Here is a 17731-nt window from a genome sequence, read left to right on the forward strand (position 1 = left end):
CGGGGGGGGGGGGGGGGGGGGGGGGGGGGGGGGGGGGGGGGGGGGGGGGGGGGGGGGGGGGGGGGGCGGGGGGGGGGGGGGGGGGGGGGGGGGGCGGCCCGGTCGGCCGCCCCGCGCAGGGTCAGAACCGCTGCGACAGGCTGAGCGTGAAGACGCGCCCGGCCTCGGGCTCGACCCGGCTGCCGCTGAAGGCCGAGGCGTAGTTCCGGTGATCGGTCAGGTTGGTGCCGTTCAGCGCCACCCGCCAGTTGTCCTGCTCGTAGGCCAGCATCATGTCGACCGAGACGGTCTCGGGGATGCGGGCGGCGTTGGCGCTGTCGGACCAGTAGTCCGAGGCATAGCGGACCCCGCCCGCGACCGTGACCTCGCCGCCGCCGGTGCCGACGGGGCGGGCATGGCTGGCCCAGAGGGCGAGGTTATGGCGCGGCACGCCCGGCGCATCGCGGCCCACCTTCGCCGCGTCGGCGCCGCGCCCGCCGGTGATCTCGCCGTCGAGGTTCGAGTAGGCCAGCAGCAGGTCCACGCCCGGCGCGACCTCGCCCGAGGCGCCCAGCTCGAGGCCGCGGATGCGGCGGTTCTCGCCGTTGGCGCTGAAGCCCGGCGTGATCTCGCCCGTGGTCGGGTCGCGGTCGAACGAGTTTCTCTTGTCGATCTGGAACAGCGCCGCCGTCAGGCCCAGCCGGTGGTCCAGCACGTCGATCTTGCCGCCCAGCTCGATCAGGTCGGACCGCTCGGGCGCGAAGTCGCGGTCGCTGGCCGGCACCTCGGTCTCGAAGGCGTTGGCGGCGGCGGCGATGTCGGTCCCCAGCGGGCGATAGGTCCGCGCGAAGGTCAGATAGGCCATGCGGTCGGGCGTGGGTTCCCAGATCAGGCTCAGCGAGGGGCTGATCTCGAAGCCGTCGATGCTGCCGCTGACGGGCGAGGTCCCGCCGATCAGCGTGCCGTCGAACGAGCTTTCGAACCAGTCCGCACGGGCGCTGGCGAGGACCGAGACCTGGTCGCCGAAGTGCATCCGGTCCGCAAGGAACAGCCCGGCGTTCAGCGCCTTGGCGGTGCTGTCGCGGTCGTCCCACGCGAAGACGGCGTCGCGGGCGTCGAACACCGGGTCGAGGATCGTGCCCTCGGGCCGGGCGACAAGCCACGCGCCGCGGCGGCGGTGGTCGATCTGCCATGACAGGTCGAGCCCCGCGGTGACCTGATGCCGGATGCCCCCGGTCACCGCCTCGCCCTTCAGCGTGGTCACGTTCTGGACGCCCCAGCCCTGCTGGTCATAGGTCATGCCGCCGCCCGCGCCGTAGCGGAGGGGCTGGTCGATCCCCGCCCGCAGCCCCGCGACGCAGGCCGCATCGCAGAGCGCGGGGTTGGTGGCCGAGAAATCGCGCGCGTAGCGGGTCACGCGGGTGTCGTTCGACAGGGTCCAGCCGCCGTCCAGCTCATGCGTGAGGGACCAGGTCACCATGTGGACATCCGCGTCGTCGCGGTCGGTGCTGCGGACGTAGGAGATGTCGCGGTCATATCCCGGCACGTCGAACTCGAGCAGCGGACGCAGGCGTCCGTCCGCGGCCTCGCCCATCGGCTGGCCCATGTCCGGCACACCGCGGTTGCGCAGATAGGAATAGCCCAGATGCCACTGCGTCCCGGTGCCGAGCCCGCGGCCGTAATCCACCGTGAGGCCCAGCCGGTCGTCGGTCACGCGGTCGCGGTCGGCCGCCTCGCCGTTCTGGACCATCACGTTCAGGCGCAGCGCCTCGGTGTCGCCGATGACGCGATTGGTGTCGTACTGCAGGCGCTGCGTGGCGCCGGTGCTGGCGCTGCCCTGAAGCTCGCTGAACGCCTCGAGCCCGGCTTTCTTGCGCTGCTGGTTGATCAGGCCGCCGAGGTTGCCGACGCCGAAGCTGTCGCCGGACGGTCCCTTGATGACCTGCACGCCCTCGGTGTTGAAGCTGTCGCGGGTATAGACGCCGAAGTCGCGCAGGCCGTCCTGATAGACGTCCCCCTGCGCCGCAAGGCCGCGGATGCGGAACTGGTCGCCGGACGAGCCGCCCCGCCCCTCGCCGGTCGAGAGCGTGATGCCGGGCACGTTCCGCAGCGCCTCCTGCAGGGTGGTGGCGGCCTGCTGGGGGATGATCTCGGCCGGGACCACGGTCACGACCTTGGGCGTCTCGCGCACGGTGCCGGGCAGGCGGGCGATGCCGGTGTTAGCCGCGTTGGTGTTGAGGGACGCCTCGTCCGAGGCGGTCAGGACGACCGTGTCCAGCTGCACCACGCCGTCGGGCATGGGCTCGGCCGCGGCGCCGTCCTGCGCCAGCGCAGGGTGCGGTATGCCGGTCGCGACGAGGGCGCCGAAGGACGCGCCCGCGCCGCACAGGAGGGGTCGAAGGGAGGAAGGGGAAATCGGGGGCATCGGCGGCCTCTCTCTCGGTTTCGTGCAGGGGGAAAGGCTTGCACGCGCCGTGAGGGGCGTCGGACTGGCTAATGCCCTAGTAATTTGCTAGGGAACCCGGAGTCAACCGGCTTTCTCCCTGATTATGGCCGAAAATCAACGCCGGGGCGATGTCGGACAGCCGCGCGCAGCCGGTCAGGGCCATGGCGATCCGCAGCTCGTCGCGCAAAAGGCGCAGGACATGGGCGACGCCCGTCGCCCCCGCCGCGGCCAGTCCCCAGACCAGCGGCCGCCCCACCATCACCGCGTCGGCCCCGCGGGCGAGCGCCCGCTGCACGTCGGCCCCGGACCGGATGCCGCCGTCCACCAGCACCGGGACGCGCCCCGCCACCGCGGCCGCGACGGCGGGCAGCGCCTCGATGCTGGCGGGCAGGCCGTCCAGCACCCGGCCGCCGTGGTTCGAGACGACGATCCCGGCCGCGCCCGCGCCGATCGCGTGGACCGCGTCGTCGGGGTGCAGGATGCCCTTGACCAGCATCGGCAACGGCGCGGCGGCGCAGAGCCAGGCGAGATCCGCCCATCGCGGCGCGGCGGCGGTGAGGGCGTCGAAGGTCACGCCCTGCCGCGGCAGACCGGCGAGGTTCACCGCCTCGATCCCCGCGGGCAGCGCGAAGCCGGCCCGCAACTCGCGCAGGCGCTGGCCCGCCACCGGCGCGTCCACGGTCAGGACCAGCGCCGCACAGCCCGCCTCGGCGGCGCGGCGGGCGAGCGTCAGCGTCGCCTCCCGCCCCAGCCAGTAGAGCTGGAACCAGTCGCAGAGCGCGCCCGCCGCCCGCGCCGCGGCCAGCGAGGTCGTGGCCTGCGCGCTCAGCACCATGCGCGCGCCCTGCGCCGTGGCGCCCGCGGCCATCGCGCGCTCGGCATCAGGGTGGACGAGCCGCTGCCAGGCGACCGGCGCGACGAGGATCGGGTGGTCGAGCCGCGTCCCCAGCAGCGTCAGCGTGGTGTCGCAACAGCCCACATCGCGCAGCACGCGCGGCAGCAGCGGCAGCGCGTCAAAGGCGGCCTCGTTGCGGCGCAGCGTCCGCTCGTCACCCGCGCCGCCCATGACCCAGGCGGTGACATCCGCGCGCAGCACGGCCTCGGCGGCGCGACGATAGTCGGCGAGCGTCGGCGGCAGCCCCTCAGGCGGCATCCGCGATCTGCCAGTCGAGGCCCGTGAAGCCCTCGCGGAAGGCGAAGATCACCAGATGCTTGTCGATGACGTAGCGGGCGTCGATCAGGCCCTTCGCATCCTCGGCCTCGACCCGCGCCACGAAGGCGCCGTCCTCGGCCGTCAGACGCACGCGACCCGCCTGCACAGTGAAATCGGCCGAGTCCGCGTCCGAGCGGACCTCGATCTTGTGGGCGAAGTGCTTGGCGAGTTGCTGGACGTACTTCGATGCATTCGGGGTGGGGTAGCGCGCGGTCGAGATCATGGAAGCCTCAGTGCAGATGGGGGCGGGGAAGGTGGGGGCGCGTGTCGCCCGCGGTGGGGAAGGGCGCGCCCAGGTCGTCGTGCCAGTGGTGGTGCAGCACCAGCGGCCGGTCGTCGTGGCGCGCGACCTCGACCGGCGTGTCGTAGAGGGCAGAGAGCATCGGCTCGGTCAGCACGGCCTCGGGCGCGCCTTCGGCGACGATGCGGCCGTCCTTCATGGCCACGATGTGGTCGGCCCAGGCGGCGGCGTAGTTGACCTCATGCACGACCGTGACGACGCTGCGGCCGCTGCCGCGCACGAGGTCCGCCAGCCGCGCCATCAGCGCGCGGGAATGGGCCATGTCGAGGTTGTTCAGCGGCTCGTCCAGCAGCAGCCAGTCGGTCCCCTGCGCGAAGGTCATCGCCAGATGCGCGCGCTGCGCCTGCCCGCCGGAAATCTCGTCGAGGAAGCGGTGGGCGAGCGGCGTCAGGCCAAAGGCCGCCAGCGCGTCGTCAACCGCCGCGCGGTCGGCGGGGCGGGGGCGGCCGCGGTGATGCGGCCAGCGCCCGAAGCCCACCAGCTCGGCCACGCGCAGCCGGCTGGCGATGTGGGTCTGCTGGCCCATGACCGCCATGACCCGCGCCAGCCGCTCGGTGGGCGTCGTGGCGAGGTCCAGCCCGTCGATCCCGATCCGGCCGCATTGCAAGGGCTCGAGCCGGGCGACGAGGCGCAGCAGCGTGGACTTGCCCGCGCCGTTCGGCCCGATCAGTGCGATCAGCTTGCCGCGCGGCAGCGTCAGGTCTATGTCCTTGAGGATCGGCGCGGCGCCGATGCGGTGGTTCACCCCCTCGATCACGATCATCGCGCGCGTCCTTTCAGCAGCAGGAACAGGAAGAAGATGCCGCCGGCGAATTCGACCACGACCGACAGCGTCGCGGTCTGGCCCATCAGGCGCTCGAACAGGGTCTGGCCGGCGACGAGGATCAGCGCCCCGATCAGCCCGGCCGCCGGCAGCAGCACCGCGTGGCGCGACGCAGGCGCGAGGCCGTGGGCGAGGCCCGCCACCAGCAGCCCGAAGAAGGCCACGGGCCCGACCAGCGCCGTCGACACCGCGACCAGCATCCCCACCAGCCCCAGCGTCACCAGCACGAAGCGCTCGAACCGCAGGCCCAGCGGCACCGCAGCCTCGCGCCCCAGCGCCAGCACGTCGAGACGCGGCGCCAGCCACAGCGCCGCCGCGACGCAGGCGGCCGCGATCGCGCCGGCCATCGGCAGCAGCGTGGCATCGATCCGGCCGAAGCTGGCGAAGCTCGCGGCCTGCACCACGGCGAAGGCGTTGGGGTCCATGACGCGGGCCAGGAAGGACGAGAGCGAGCGGAACAGCACGCCGAGGATCACCCCGGTCAGGATGGTGCGCGGGATGTCGCGCGCCCCCCGCCCCAGCAGCGTGCCGAACAGCACCGCCGCCAGCAGCGACATGATCGCGACCTCGGCCAGGAACTTGGCGCCACCCGGCAGCCCGGCGAAGCCCGCGACGCCGAGCGCCGCGACGAGCCCGGTCTGCAGCAGCACGTAGAGCGCGTCGAAGCCCATGATCGCGGGCGTCAGCACCCGGTTGGCGGCGACCGTCTGGAACAGCACCGTGGCGATGCCGATGGCCGCGCCGACCACCACCAGCCCGGCCAGCTTCGTTGCGCGCAGATGCAGGATGAAGCCGCGGTTGCCGCCGCCGATCCCCTGGAACATCCAGATCAGCGAGGACGCCGCCAGCAGCCCCAGCAGCGTGCCGATCAGGATCGCGGCCGCCCTATCCATGCGCGGCCGGCCGGTAGAGAAGCCACAGGAAGATCGCCGAGCCGACGATGCCGAGGATGGTCCCGACCGGGATCTCGTAGGGGTAGCGCACGCTGCGGCCGATCAGGTCGCAGGCCAGCAGCAGCCCCGCGCCCCCGGCCGCCACCACCGGGATCGAGGCGCGCAGGTTGTCGCCCATCACCCGCGCGACGATGTTCGGGACCACCAGCCCGACGAAGGGGATCATCCCGACCGTGGTCACCACCATCGCCGAGACGACCGACACGACCACCATCCCCAGCCGCATCACGCCCCGCGACGAGAGCCCGAGCCCCGTCGCCACCTGATCGCCCAGCGACAGGATCGCGAAGCGGTCGGCCGCGAACCAGGCCAGCGCCGCCGCAGCCCCCGCGACCCACAGCAGCTCGTAGCGGCCGGCGATGACGCCCGAGAACTCTCCCGACATCAGCCAGGTGCCGACGAACTGCAGCAGGTCCGCCTCCCACGCGATCGAGGTCACGACGCTGCCGATGATGCCCGACAGGATCAGGCCGGCGATGGGGACCAGCATGACCTCGCGCACCGGCAGGCGGCGGATGATGGCCAGAAACAGCGCCGTGCCCGCCATGGCCGCCAGGCTGGCCGCCACCATCTTGACCCAGATCGGCGCGCCGGGGGCGATCAGAGTGACGCCGAGCAGCCCCAGCGCCGCGCTCTCGCCCGTGCCCGCCGTATCGGGACCGACGAAGCGGTTCCGCACGAGGCTCTGGATCACGACGCCCGCGACTGCCAGTGCCGCCCCGGACAGCAGCACGGCGAGCGTCCGCGGCAGCCGCGATTCCATCAGCACGAGCATCGTCCAGCCGCCCCCCGCCGCGTCGCGCAGGTCGATGCGCGCCGCGCCGAGGCCCAGGCTGGCCAGCGTCAGCGCCGCCAGCGCCAGCGCCAGGCCGAGCGGGCGGGCCGTCATCCGGCCAGCGCGGCGGTCAGGGCATCCAGCGTTTCGGACAGCGCGGTGTAGCCGCCGGGCGCCAGATAGACGTTGTCGGCGGGCAGATAGACGACGTTGCCGTTCTTCCAGGCGTTGGTGCGGCGCACCAGCTCATTGTCCAGCGTCGCCTGCGCCGACGGCTCGTCCGCGCCGATCGCGGCGCCCCGGTCCAGCACGAAGAGCCAGTCGGGGTTCGCCTGCGCGATGAACTCGTGGCTGATGGCGTCGCCGTGGTTGGCCGAGGCGTCCAGCGCGACCCCGACCTGCGGCAGCCCGGTCACGTCGTAAAGCCAGCCGAAGCGCGAGCCCTCGCCATAGGCCGACATCTTCGGCCCGTTGGTCAGGACCACGAGCGCGCGGCCCTTGTCCTTGCCCGCCGCGCGCACGGCGGCCAGCTTGCCGTCCAGCGTGGCCAGCAGCGCCTCGCCCTCGGCCTGTTTCCCGAAGAGCGTGGCAAATGCGGTGAGCCGCGCCTTGGCGTCGTCGATGAGCCGCGCGCCATCCACGGTCATGTCGATGGCCGGGGCGACCTGCGCCACCGCGTCCCTCTTCACGGCCGAGCGGTTGGCGACGACGATGAGGTCGGGCCCGACCTCGGCCAGCTTCTCGAGGTTCGGCTCCTGCAAGGTGCCGACGGGCTCGGCGCCTTGGGCCAGCGGCTGCAGGTGATCGATGTAGAGCTTGTCCGGCACCGCCCGCGGCGTCACGCCGAGCGCCATCATGGTGTCGGCCGCCCCGAGGTCGAGCACCGCGACCTTCGCCGGTGCCTCGGGCAGCGAGACCGCACCCTGGGCGGTGTCGATCCGCACCTCGGCGGCAACGGCGGTGGAGGCCAACAGGGCCGCGAATCCGGCCGAAAATAGCATTCGCATGAGCGTGTCCTTTCCTGAGCACAGCGTGTGGCTTCAGGCTTCACGCGGGGCCGGATTAGACGCCGGCGCGGCAGGGGTCAATAATGTTGACTGATTTAGTAGTGCTATGAAGCGGGGCGCGCCGGACCTGCGTGAGCGCATCCGCCGTCAAAGTTTCACGTTGATGTCGGCACTCCTGGGAGGAAGCGGCAGCTCTTCGAAGGCCCGTGCTGGACGGGCGCTGCACCGGCAGGGTAAGGCTTCTGGTCTAGCGTTCCGTCCGTCCGCCAAGATCGTCCACGAGAGGACCGACTAGCGCCGGCCTGCGGCCCGGTGATTTCCGCGTCGCGCGCGGTCGGCGGATCGGATGTCACCTGCCGGACGCGCTCGGGGGATGCGGTGCCCGTCCCGGGCAGGTTGGGCGACCGCCGCTTCAGTGAAGCGTCGGCGGGGGCCCGAGCCGGGCGAGGGCGACCCCGATCAAAGCGCCTACTGACAGCGGACCGATGGCTGTGGGGCTGACGAGGAACGCCACGATCAGCACCGCGGCCACCGGCCTGCCCATCCCCAGCGTCGCCGCCGCCGTCACCCCAGCGAGCAGTCCGGCCGACACGGGCGCCTCAAGCGGGATGGCCGCGGCCACCGCGGCGCCGGCCGCCGCGCCTGCGAACAGCAGCGGAAAGATGGCCCCGCCGCGCCAGCCTGCGGCGAGGCAGAGCGACAGCGCTAGCACCTTCAGCCCTGCGAGCATGGCCAGGGGACCGGGCCCTGCCTGCGCACCCCACTCAAGCATCGCGCCGATCTGGTGATGCCCCGAAAACCGCAGCTCGGGCCACAGCGCCGCCAGCGCGGCAAAGGCCAGCGTCCCGGCCAGGGTCTGCGTGACGGGGCCGCCCAGCGTCTCGAGCCCCGCCCTGAGCCTCGGCAGGATGGTGACGAAGACGAGGCCGACCAGCCCCCCGCCCAACGCGGGCGGGACGACCGCCAGCAGCTCGGTTGCGGTGCGTGAGGGGGTGTAATCCGGCAGCGCCACGACCAGATGCCCCTCACCCCCCGGCAGCATCTGCAGGACGAGGACGAAGCCCGCCAGACCCGCGACGCTGGCGAGGAAGACCAGCGCGCGCGGCAACCGATCCTCGGGGCCGGGGCTCTCGGCCAGGAAGGCCCCGGCCGGCGGCGACGCGTAGAACCCGCCAAGCGCGCCCGCCGCCCCGGCCGCGCCGATCAGCCGGCGCTCGTCGGCATCCCGCGCCATCAGCGCCGCGACCAGCGCGGACAGTTCGGTGGCCACCGCGACGAGGCCTGCCTCGGGCCCGACGGCCCCGCCGAAGGCGACGGCCAGCGTCGCGGCAAGCCCGACCATCAGACCCTGGCGCAGATGATCGACCGGCAGGGTGGCGGCGGCCTCGAGCTGCTCGCCGAAGCTGTCGGGCGACGGGGGCGCCCCGCCCGCCAGCCGGGTCTCGACCCAGCGCAAAAGGGCGATCAGCGCCCCGCCGAGCATGATGGTGCCGAACACCGTCGTGGCGCTGTGCGGTGTCGTCTCGCTGCCCCAGATCACGTTCGTCAGCGCCTGCATGGCGCGGAACACGATCGCGGTCACGCCGCCCGCCACCGCACCGTACCCCCCGGCGAGAAGCGCCCGCCGCAGGGTCAAGGCGTCGTCCTGCGGAAGGTGATGATGCGCTCGGCTACCGCGCTGACCAGCGCGACGAAGAGCCCGATCCCGACCAGCATGAACCCGATGGTGAAGAGCTTGCCCGCGTCCGTGCGCGGCGCGAAATCGCCATGGCCGACCGTGGCCAGCGTGATGGCCAAAAAACAGGCCGCGGCGAGCAGCCGCCACCCCTCGATCCAGTGATAGACCACCGCGCCGAACGCGATCAGTCCCGGGATGAGACCCGGAAGGCTGCGCACCGTGGGATCGGCGAAGGCAAACCGCAGCCCCGCGAGCCCGTGGCGGACGCCGTGACGCGAGCCCTTCGATGCCATCCTGCGCACCTATGCCGACCTGTGATCCATCTTCCATCAAGCCCGTCCCGCCGGGAAGCTCCGATCCCTTGCGGCGCCTCACGGGTGACGCGCCGAGGGGGCGCTGTCCTCTCCGCCCATCAGCGGCCGCGGCCGGACCGAGACTGCCCGTGGGGGGGCGCCGCGACCGTCGGACCGGCCGCAGCGCCTCCGCCACGGGCCGGATCGCCCTCTCACCCCGCGGCGAGACGGCGCGTCTTCAGCAGGGCGCCGAAATCGGCGAGCGTGTCCAGCGTCTCGTGGGCCGCGGCCGTTTGCACCTCGTTGCCGTGAAAGCGCCCCTCGGCGTCGCGCTGCCCGGCATAGAGCGGGCACACGACCCCCTGCACCAGCGGGATCATCTTGAGCGCGACGGCCACCCGGCGCAGATCCTCGACCGCGCGCGCGGCCCCGGAAATGCCGCCGTAGGCCACCGCACACATCGGCTTGCCGGCCCATTCGACGCTCAGATAGTCGAGCGCGTTCTTCAGCGCCCCCGGCAGGGCATAATTGTATTCGGTCGTCACGAAGACATAGGCATCGCCACGGGCGATGATCTCGCTGAACCGCTTCGTGTGGTCGTGGGTATAGCGCTGTAGCCGCGGGTGGTTCGGCTCGTCCATCAGCGGCAGCTTCAGCTCGGCCAGATCGACCCGCTCGACCTCGAACCGGGCATCGCGGCGGGCGATCTCCTCGAACCACTCGGCGACCGACAGCCCGCCCCGGCCCTGTCGGACGCTGCCGACGATGATTTGCAGTCTCAGCATGTTACCTCACGTTCGCGGTCAGCCCGCCATCGACGACGAGCTGCGTGCCGGTGATATAGCCCGCCCGCGCCGAGGCAAGAAAGGCAATGGCATCGCCGATTTCCTCGACCCGCGCCCAACGGCGGGCGAGGATGCCCTTGCCGCCGCAGAATTCGCGCAGCCAGTCCTCGGGCGGCTGGTCGCCGGCCATGCCCCCGGCCCAGCCCTGCCGCCACTCGGTGCCGACGATCCCCGGCACCACGGTGTTGACGGTGATCTGGCGGCCCGCGAGGTCGGCGGCCAGATAGCGCGTGGCGTGGATGACGGCGGCGTTGTTCATGCCGTAGTTCAGGGCCGGCATCCAGGCCATCATCCCCGACGCGCCGGTCACGTTGACGATCCGGCCCGATCCGTCCTCGGCCAGCATCGCCTCGAACTCGCGGATCACCCGCAGGACGCCGGTGACCTTGATCTCGATGTCGGCCTGCCAGTCGGCGTCGTCCCAGGTGATCGTGCGGTCCTGGCGGCGGATCGCCGTGCCGACGCTGGTGACGAGGATGTTGATGCGCGGCGCGGCGGCCGCCACCTCGGCCGCGGCCCTGCGGACCGACGCGGCATCGGCGACGTCGCAGGCGATGGGCGTCACCGGGACGCCGAACTCAGCGGCGATCTCGCGCGCCGTCGCCTCAAGCCCGGCCGCGTCGCGCGCCAGAAGGAACAGCGCGCATCCCTCGGCGGCGAGCGCCCGGGCGGCGCCCTTGCCGATCCCCTTGCTGCCGCCGACGACGACGGCGATCCGGCCGTTCAGCCCCAGATCCATCGATCTCTCTCCCCCCTGAAAACTCTGGCCGCCCGAAACCTCGGGCAGCGTCAGTGCGGCAGCGGCGTCGGCTGATAGGCGATGAGCCGCCAGTGGCCGTCATCCTCGATCGCCCAGACGGCGAGGAAGGCGTTGTCGATGCTGCGCGGGACGCCCGATACGGTCGCCCGCGCGGTCATCCGGCCGCCCAGCAGCACCGCATCGGCCAGCCGCTCGGTCCAGGCGACGGGCGCCGTGACCTCGTGATAGATGATGTCGCCGGCCCCGATCCGGGCCAGCAGGCTGTCCCGGCTGTCCTGATCACCCAGCGAGTGGCTGTAGTGCAGCCGCTCGGACAAGAGCACGCGCAGCCGGTCCACGTCGCCCGCCAGCATCGCCGCGTAGCGCTGCGCCTCGAGCGCGGCGATGTCCGGGGGTGTCACGCCGCACACGGGTTGTAATGCGCCAGCCACGCCTCGGACGGCAGCTGGCCCCAGCGGTTGACGACGCGGTAGTTCGAAAGGTTCTCGCCCGGATCGACGATCCGGGGCTGGAAGTCGGGATCGGCGATGATCTCCATCTCGGCCGTGGTCTCGACGAGAAAGCCCGCCGCATCGACGTAATAGGCGAAGATGTTGTCGCCCGCGCCGTGCCGCCCCGGTCCCCACACGAGGGTCCGGTCCTGCGCGTCCAGCACGTCGCCCAGCCGCTTGAAATCGGCGAAATCCGCGAACTCCCAGCTGTAGTGGTGCAGCCCGCCGCCGACCGCCGACTTGGCGAAGGCCAGGGTGTGGTGGCGCCCGTCGCCGGCGCGCATCCAGGCAAGCTCCCACCCCTCGGTCCGTTCCGAGAGCTTGAGCCCCAGCACCTCGATCATCAGCCGGGCCGAGGTCTCGGGGTCGACGGCGGTCATGTTGGCGTGGTCGAGATAGCGCGGATGGATGCCCGGCCCGGCGTAGCGCGGGGCGCGGTCGCGCGGCATCGGGGTATGGACCTCGATCACATGGCCCTCGGGGAACGCCACCCGCACCGCCCGCTCGATCACCGGCAGCGAGGGCTGGTCAGAGATCACGCGCAGCCCGGCCGCCTCGGCCCGCCGCGCGACCTCGTCCACGTGCTTGGGATCGAGCGCCTCCAACCCGATCGAATGCAGCGACGAGGCCGCCGCGCGGTGCAGGATCAGCTCGGCATGGCGCGCGTTCGACGACATCAGGGCGCGATCGGGTGTGCTGTCGACCAGCGCCGCGCCGGCGATCATGCGCGTATCCTCGACCGCGCCCTCCAGATCGCTGACTCCTCGACGGGGTTGCGCAGCACGCCGATGCCCTCGACCACGACCTCGATGACGTCGCCGGGCTTCATGTAGCGCTTGGGGTCGCGGGCCATGCCGATGCCGGCCGGCGTGCCGGTCACGATCAGGTCGCCCGGCTCAAGCGTGATCGCCTCGGAGATGATGGCGATCAGCTCGTCCACCGGATAGATCATGTCGTCGGTGTTGGCGTCCTGCATGACCTCGCCGTTCAGGCGGGTCTGAAGCCGCAGCCCCCTGGCGCCCGGCGGCAGGGCGTCGGCGGACACGACGACCGGGCCGAAGGCGCCGGTGTTGTCGAAGTTCTTGCCGACCGTCCACTGGGGCGACTTGAACTGATAGTCCCGCAGCGAGCCGTCGTTGAAGATCGAATAGCCGGCGACGTGCTCAAGCGCCTTGTCGCGCGCGATGTGGCGCCCGGCCTTGCCGATGATCGCCACGACCTCGCCTTCGAAATCGAGGTCCTGCGAGACGCGCGGCCGCACGATCGGCGCGCCGTCCGGGATCAGACTGGTGGTGAAGCGCGGAAAGAGCGTCGGATAGTTCGGCTGCTCGTAGGGCGATTCCGCCGTGTGGTCGGCGTAGTTCAGCCCGACGCAGATGATCTTGCCCGGCCGCGCCAGCGGCAGCGCGGGCGTGACGCCGGCAAGGTCGAGTTCGGGCGCGGTGTCCGCTGCCCCGGCGTGGTCGCCGGCCAGCACCGCCAGCAGGTCCGCGGCGCCCAGGTCCGCCCAGCCGTCGCCCCGCGCCACCGCGAGACCGGTGTCCGCCCCTTTCCGATAGCTCATCACCCGCATGTCGTCCTCCTGAATGACCGAGTCGCGCCTTGTGCAACCCAGTCATACCGGAGAATCAGCGAAGAGGCAATGGATTTTCGAAAATCAGGCGTCCATTCCACTTTCCTGAAGATCGTCGTCCGCGAGGAGGATCTCGACGGTGCGCGCCAGATGGGCGCGGATCAGCTCATCGGCCAGCGCGGCCTGGCGATTGACCACCGCCTCGGACAGGGCGACGTGTTCGGACAGATGGTCCCGCCCGGCGGCAGGGTAGTGGTGCGACAGCCGCCGGTAGCGGTCGGCATGGTCGGTGAGCTGCTGGTGGAACAGCAGCAGCCGCGGCGAGTCGCACGCCGCCACGAGGCTGTCGTGGAACACCCGGTGCCGCAGCTCCCACTCGGGGTCGATCCGGCCGTCGTCGGTCAGGCTGCCGCGCTTGCCGAGTGCGTGGATCGCCGCGACGATCGCCCCCTCCCAGGCGTCGTCGCCGCGCTCGATCGACCGGCGGATGCCCAGCCCCTCGATCTCCTGCCGCATCATCAGCAGGTCGCGCAGGTCCGAACGCGAGATCGGCGCGACCCGGAAGCCCTTGTGCTCCTCGAGGATGACCAGCTTTTCGGCCGCAAGCCGCGTCAGCGCCTCGCGCAGCGGCGACAGGCCGACGCCATACCCCTCTTTCAGCTCTTCGAACCGCAGCCGCGCGCCGGGCCGCAGCTCGCCATCGACGATGTCGCTGCGCAGCCGGTCATAGACCGACGCCATCAGGGTCCGGGTCTCGCCGGAGGGTCGGGACGTCATGATCATGATCGGGGCTCCTTGCCACGCGTGAGGGCTCGCTTTGATTTGCCATAGCACATCGCTTCGTGAACGCGATCAACTTTCGAATATTTGTGGCCTGCGCGACGCGGATCATATGCGCCGCTTTATTTTCGAATATTGACCGCATATTCGTTATTAGAGGCACGAATCGGTCGCGGGGGAGGGCAGGGAGGCCGACCCCGGCGCAATCCCCGGCTCGCCGAGCCCGCGGAACGGATCGTCCGCCCCAGAGAACACGACCATCGACAGCATCTGATGAGGGAGGATCATATGCGCATCGAGACCACGGATGTTCCAGTCATCGGCGCCGGTCCTGCGGGCCTGACCCTCACCGCCCTTCTCGCACGTGAGCAGGTCGCCGCGATCACCGTCACCAAATTCGAGACCATTGCCCACACGCCCCGCGCGCACATCCGCGAACCGCGCGCGGTGTTCCGCGATCTCGGCGCCGTGGCCCTTCGTCACGATCAAGCCGTGGCATGAACTCCCCCGCCGCGCTCGTGGCCCGGGCGCGGCGCACGTGGCGGCTGGCGGGCGCCAGCGTGACCTGACCGCGCCCTCGCCCCTGCAGCGCCGCTCTCGCCCTCGACCCGTGCCTGGGCATCGCCCGGCACTCCCTGACCCTTCACCGAAAGGACGCCCGATGTTGCGCTCAACGACCCTTGCGACCCTCGCCCTTCTGGCCGCACCCGCCGCCTGGGCCGAGGACATTCCCCTGACCATCTCCTCCAGCCACGGCATCCAGATCCCCTGGGTCGCGCCGCTGCATGAGGTGATCGTCACCGAGACCAACAAGCGGCTCGAGGCGATGGGGTCCGAGAACCGCGTCACCTGGACCGAATCCTACGGCGGCGCGCTTTACAACTTCAGCGACACGCTCGAGGCGGTGGGCGACGGGATCACCGATTCCGGCTGGATCGGCGCGCTGTGGGAAGAGGCGAAGATGCCCTACAGCAACGTCACCTATTTCACCCCCTTCACGACCGACGATCCGGGGCTGCTGATCGACGTCTTCAACACGCTCTATCACCAGATCCCGGCGCTGCAGGCGGAATGGGAACAGAACAACGTCCATTTCCTCGGCGCGACGGGGGCGGACACCTATCACCTCTACACCAAGTTCCCGGTCACGACGCTCGCGGACCTGCGCGGCAAGAAGATCCTCGCCCCCGGTCCGACCGGACCGTGGATGGCCGCGATCGGCGCGGTGCCGGTGAACGGCGCGCTGCCGACCTATTACAACCAGATCGAGACGGGCGTGGCCGACGGCGTGATCTCGATCGTCAGCGGCGCCCACCCGCTGAAGATCCAGGAGGTCGCGCCCTATGTCACGCTGGTCGGCGCGGGCGCCAACTACATCGGCGGGTTCGGCGTCAACAAGGATGTCTGGGACGGCCTGCCCGACGACGTGAAGCAGGTGTTGACCGACCTCGGGCCGGAATACGGCGCCCGCAACGCGGCCATCCTCAAGGAGCGTTACGACGCCATCCTGGCCGAGCTGCGCGCCGATCCCAAGGTGACGCTGACGACGCTGGACCCGGCTGAGCGCCAGAAATGGGTCGATGCGCTGCCGGACCTGGCCGCGAGCTGGGGCGCGAAGTTGCCCGAGGGCAAGGCCCTGCTCGACGCCTACATGGCCGCGATCCGCGCCGCCGGCGGCACGCCCGCCCGCGACTGGACCCTGAACTGAGCGTCCCGTCGCCGGCCGGGCCGCCGCCGCGCGGCCCCGGCCGGCCTCTGGCACCACCGGCTGGCACGAGGGGGAGGGAGAGAGAGCCCATGCTGCAATCCGACGACGGACCGATCGCCGCCGAAAGCGCGGCGAACCGCGCCTTTCACCATGTCACCGGCGCCTTGTCGGCGTTGGGCACGATATGGATCTTCGTGGCGATGCTGCTGATCTGTGCCGATGTCGCCGGGCTCGCGCTGTTTTCGCGCCCGATCTACGGCGTGGTAGAGCTGGTCGAGGAGACCATCGTCCCGGTCGTCTTCCTGCAACTCGCCCATGCGCTGGGGCATGGCCGGCTGACCCGCGCCGACTTTCTGTTCGCGCCGTTGCAGAAGGCCGACCCGGCGGCGGCCGCGCTGCTCAATGCGCTGTTCCTGGCGGTGGGCGGGCTGCTTTTCGGGGCGCTGACCTGGGCGCTCTGGGGCGACTTCGCCGCGGCCCGGCGGGGGGGCGACTATTTCGGGACGATGGGGATCTTCACCCTGCCGACCTGGCCCTTCAAGTTCCTGACCTTCGTCGGCAGCGCGGCGCTGACCGCGCAGTTCCTGCTCGAGGTCGCGGACGTGGTGCGCGGCCTGCCGGGGATGCTGGCCCGCGGCCGCGGCCGGTACCTGACGCTGGTGCTGGCGGGGATCGCGGTCTTTGCCGTGGCGGTGCTGGTCGTGGCGACCGGCGATCTTGGCCGGGTGACGCTCGGCATCCTGTCCATCGTCTTTCTGCTCGCCCTGCTGATGGCCGGGATGCACGTCGCGGTGGTCCTGTCGGTCGTGGGCGTCATCGCCATCTGGCTGATCCGCGACAACCCGATGGTGGCGCTCAACTCGTTTCGGACCTCGGCCACCGGGACGATCAACAAGTTCGACTTCGGCGTGGTGCCGCTGTTCGTGCTGATGGGCCTGTTCACCGACATCTCGGACATCGGCCGCGACGCCTATCGAGTGGCGGCCTGGTGGACGCGCAAGCTGCTGGGCGGGCTCGGGATCGCCACCGTCGTCGCCAACGCGGTCTTTGCCGCGGTCACCGGCATCTCGATCGCCTCGTCGGCGATCTTCTCGCGCGTGGCGGTGCCGCAGATGATCGCGCATGGCTACACCCCGCGCTTCGCCACCGGCACCGTGGCCGGGTCGTCGGTCCTGGGGATGATGATCCCGCCGAGCCTGCTGCTCATCATCTACGGCTTCGTGACGGAGACCTCGGTCGGCAAGCTGTTTCTCGCCGCCTTCGTGCCCGGCCTGCTGATGGCGGTGATCTTCTGCGTGACGATCCTGCTGCTGGCGAAGTTCCGGCCCGATTTCGTCGGCCGCCCGGCCGGCAACGATGATCTCGAGCCCGAGACGCTGGTCTCGTCGGCGCGGCGGCTGCTGCCGATCGCGGTGCTGGTGACGATCGTCCTTGGCGGCATCTATCTCGGCTGGTTCACGCCCACGCAGGCCGGCGCGGTCGGCGCCTTTGCGACGATGATCGTCACGCTTCTGCGGCGCAAGCTGACGCGCGCCGCGCTGTGGAACGTCCTGCGCGAGACGGGGCAGATCACCGTCGCGGTCCTGTCGCTGGTCATCGCGGCCAGCGTGCTGACCAAGGCGCTGGTCATGTCCACGGTGCCGGCGGTCATGGTCGATGCCGCCGTTGCCTCGGGCTTCGGCTTCTGGGGGGTGATCCTGCTCTTCCTGCTGGTCGTCATCATCATGGGGATGTTCCTCGATTCGACCTCGATCATCGTGATCGCCGTGCCCATCGTGATGCCGCTGGTGGTCCAGCTCGGCACCGGCGTCATCGGCCCCGACGTGCTGATCTGGTTCGGCATCATCACCGTGATCGCGGTCGAGATGGGGCTGCTGACACCGCCCTTCGGCATCAGCGTGTTCGTGGTGAAGAGCACGGTCGGCGACCTCGTGACGCTGCAGGACGTGTTCGCCGGGGTGATGCCCTATGTGGCGGCGATGGCGCTGCTGATCGTGATCTGCCTGCTGGTGCCGGGTGTGGTGACGGTCGTGCTGTAGCGCGGCGCCTCAAACGGGCGAGGCTAAGGCCGCCGGCGGGATCGACGGCGGCCTTTCCGTATCTTTG

19 protein-coding genes are annotated in these 17731 nt (G+C 71.0%); 3 read left to right on the forward strand and 16 right to left on the reverse strand.

From position 1 onward, the window contains the following. Positions 1-121 precede the first annotated feature (121 nt). The 16 genes from BLW17_RS12875 to BLW17_RS18840 form a co-directional block, all read right to left on the reverse strand. On the reverse strand, positions 122-2278 hold the full coding sequence (locus tag BLW17_RS12875; RefSeq protein ID WP_074826782.1) for a TonB-dependent receptor: 2157 nt from the start codon (positions 2276-2278) through the stop codon (positions 122-124). Between the two features lie 202 nt (positions 2279-2480). After that, positions 2481-3578, reverse strand: a complete 1098-nt coding sequence (locus BLW17_RS12880; RefSeq protein ID WP_052176665.1) for an alpha-hydroxy acid oxidase — start codon at positions 3576-3578, stop codon at positions 2481-2483. Then, positions 3568-3861 carry a DUF2218 domain-containing protein gene (locus tag BLW17_RS12885; RefSeq protein WP_036736789.1) on the reverse strand — a complete coding sequence of 98 codons (294 nt, stop codon included), beginning with the start codon at positions 3859-3861 and terminating at the stop codon, positions 3568-3570. The genes BLW17_RS12880 and BLW17_RS12885 overlap by 11 nt, the downstream gene beginning before the upstream one ends. A gap of 7 nt (positions 3862-3868) precedes the next feature. Next, positions 3869-4702, reverse strand: a complete 834-nt coding sequence (locus BLW17_RS12890; protein ID WP_083388376.1) for an iron ABC transporter ATP-binding protein — start codon at positions 4700-4702, stop codon at positions 3869-3871. After that, the gene (locus BLW17_RS12895; RefSeq protein WP_036734939.1) at positions 4699-5655 is read right to left on the reverse strand and encodes an iron chelate uptake ABC transporter family permease subunit; all 957 of its coding nucleotides are present in this window, start codon (positions 5653-5655) and stop codon (positions 4699-4701) included. The genes BLW17_RS12890 and BLW17_RS12895 overlap by 4 nt, the downstream gene beginning before the upstream one ends. Further along, on the reverse strand, positions 5648-6604 hold the full coding sequence (locus BLW17_RS12900) for an ABC transporter permease (RefSeq protein WP_036734936.1): 957 nt from the start codon (positions 6602-6604) through the stop codon (positions 5648-5650). The genes BLW17_RS12895 and BLW17_RS12900 overlap by 8 nt, the downstream gene beginning before the upstream one ends. After that, on the reverse strand, positions 6601-7461 hold the full coding sequence (locus tag BLW17_RS12905; protein ID WP_244507333.1) for a siderophore ABC transporter substrate-binding protein: 861 nt from the start codon (positions 7459-7461) through the stop codon (positions 6601-6603). Before BLW17_RS12905 ends, BLW17_RS12900 begins: the two co-directional genes overlap by 4 nt. A gap of 448 nt (positions 7462-7909) precedes the next feature. Next, complete coding sequence (locus BLW17_RS12910) at positions 7910-9133, reverse strand: chloride channel protein (RefSeq protein ID WP_036734930.1); 1224 nt, start codon at positions 9131-9133, stop codon at positions 7910-7912. Continuing rightward, on the reverse strand, positions 9130-9468 hold the full coding sequence (locus tag BLW17_RS12915) for a potassium channel family protein (protein WP_052176500.1): 339 nt from the start codon (positions 9466-9468) through the stop codon (positions 9130-9132). The genes BLW17_RS12910 and BLW17_RS12915 overlap by 4 nt, the downstream gene beginning before the upstream one ends. Before the next feature lie 212 nt (positions 9469-9680). Next, a complete protein-coding gene (locus BLW17_RS12920) occupies positions 9681-10253 on the reverse strand; it encodes an NADPH-dependent FMN reductase (RefSeq protein WP_036702920.1) in 573 nt (190 codons plus the stop codon). Between the two features lies 1 nt (position 10254). After that, positions 10255-11052, reverse strand: a complete 798-nt coding sequence (locus tag BLW17_RS12925) for an SDR family NAD(P)-dependent oxidoreductase (RefSeq protein ID WP_036734928.1) — start codon at positions 11050-11052, stop codon at positions 10255-10257. 50 nt (positions 11053-11102) lie between these two features. Beyond that, positions 11103-11474: a nuclear transport factor 2 family protein gene (locus BLW17_RS12930; RefSeq protein WP_139306016.1), complete on the reverse strand. Its 372-nt coding sequence runs from the start codon at positions 11472-11474 to the stop codon at positions 11103-11105. Next, positions 11471-12289, reverse strand: coding sequence for a VOC family protein (locus BLW17_RS12935; RefSeq protein ID WP_052176499.1), 819 nt, complete (start codon positions 12287-12289; stop codon positions 11471-11473). The genes BLW17_RS12930 and BLW17_RS12935 overlap by 4 nt, the downstream gene beginning before the upstream one ends. Continuing rightward, positions 12286-13128 carry a fumarylacetoacetate hydrolase family protein gene (locus BLW17_RS12940; protein WP_231572816.1) on the reverse strand — a complete coding sequence of 281 codons (843 nt, stop codon included), beginning with the start codon at positions 13126-13128 and terminating at the stop codon, positions 12286-12288. Before BLW17_RS12940 ends, BLW17_RS12935 begins: the two co-directional genes overlap by 4 nt. Positions 13129-13221: 93 nt before the next feature. Then, complete coding sequence (locus BLW17_RS12945; RefSeq protein ID WP_036734922.1) at positions 13222-13920, reverse strand: GntR family transcriptional regulator; 699 nt, start codon at positions 13918-13920, stop codon at positions 13222-13224. 150 nt (positions 13921-14070) lie between these two features. Beyond that, positions 14071-14205, reverse strand: coding sequence for a hypothetical protein (locus tag BLW17_RS18840; protein WP_280141338.1), 135 nt, complete (start codon positions 14203-14205; stop codon positions 14071-14073). Here BLW17_RS18840 and BLW17_RS12950 point away from each other — a divergent pair, their 5' ends adjacent. The 3 genes from BLW17_RS12950 (at position 14206) to BLW17_RS12960 (ending at position 17664) form a co-directional block, all read left to right on the forward strand. Continuing rightward, positions 14206-14418, forward strand: a complete 213-nt coding sequence (locus tag BLW17_RS12950) for an FAD-dependent monooxygenase (RefSeq protein WP_036734920.1) — start codon at positions 14206-14208, stop codon at positions 14416-14418. 160 nt (positions 14419-14578) lie between these two features. Continuing rightward, entirely contained in the window at positions 14579-15625 is a 1047-nt protein-coding gene (locus BLW17_RS12955; protein ID WP_036734919.1) for a C4-dicarboxylate TRAP transporter substrate-binding protein, read from the forward strand. 89 nt (positions 15626-15714) lie between these two features. Next, positions 15715-17664 carry a TRAP transporter large permease subunit gene (locus tag BLW17_RS12960; RefSeq protein WP_081969183.1) on the forward strand — a complete coding sequence of 650 codons (1950 nt, stop codon included), beginning with the start codon at positions 15715-15717 and terminating at the stop codon, positions 17662-17664. The last annotated feature ends 67 nt before the right edge of the window (positions 17665-17731 follow it).

Source organism: Paracoccus sanguinis (assembly GCF_900106665.1).
Classification (GTDB): domain Bacteria; phylum Pseudomonadota; class Alphaproteobacteria; order Rhodobacterales; family Rhodobacteraceae; genus Paracoccus; species Paracoccus panacisoli.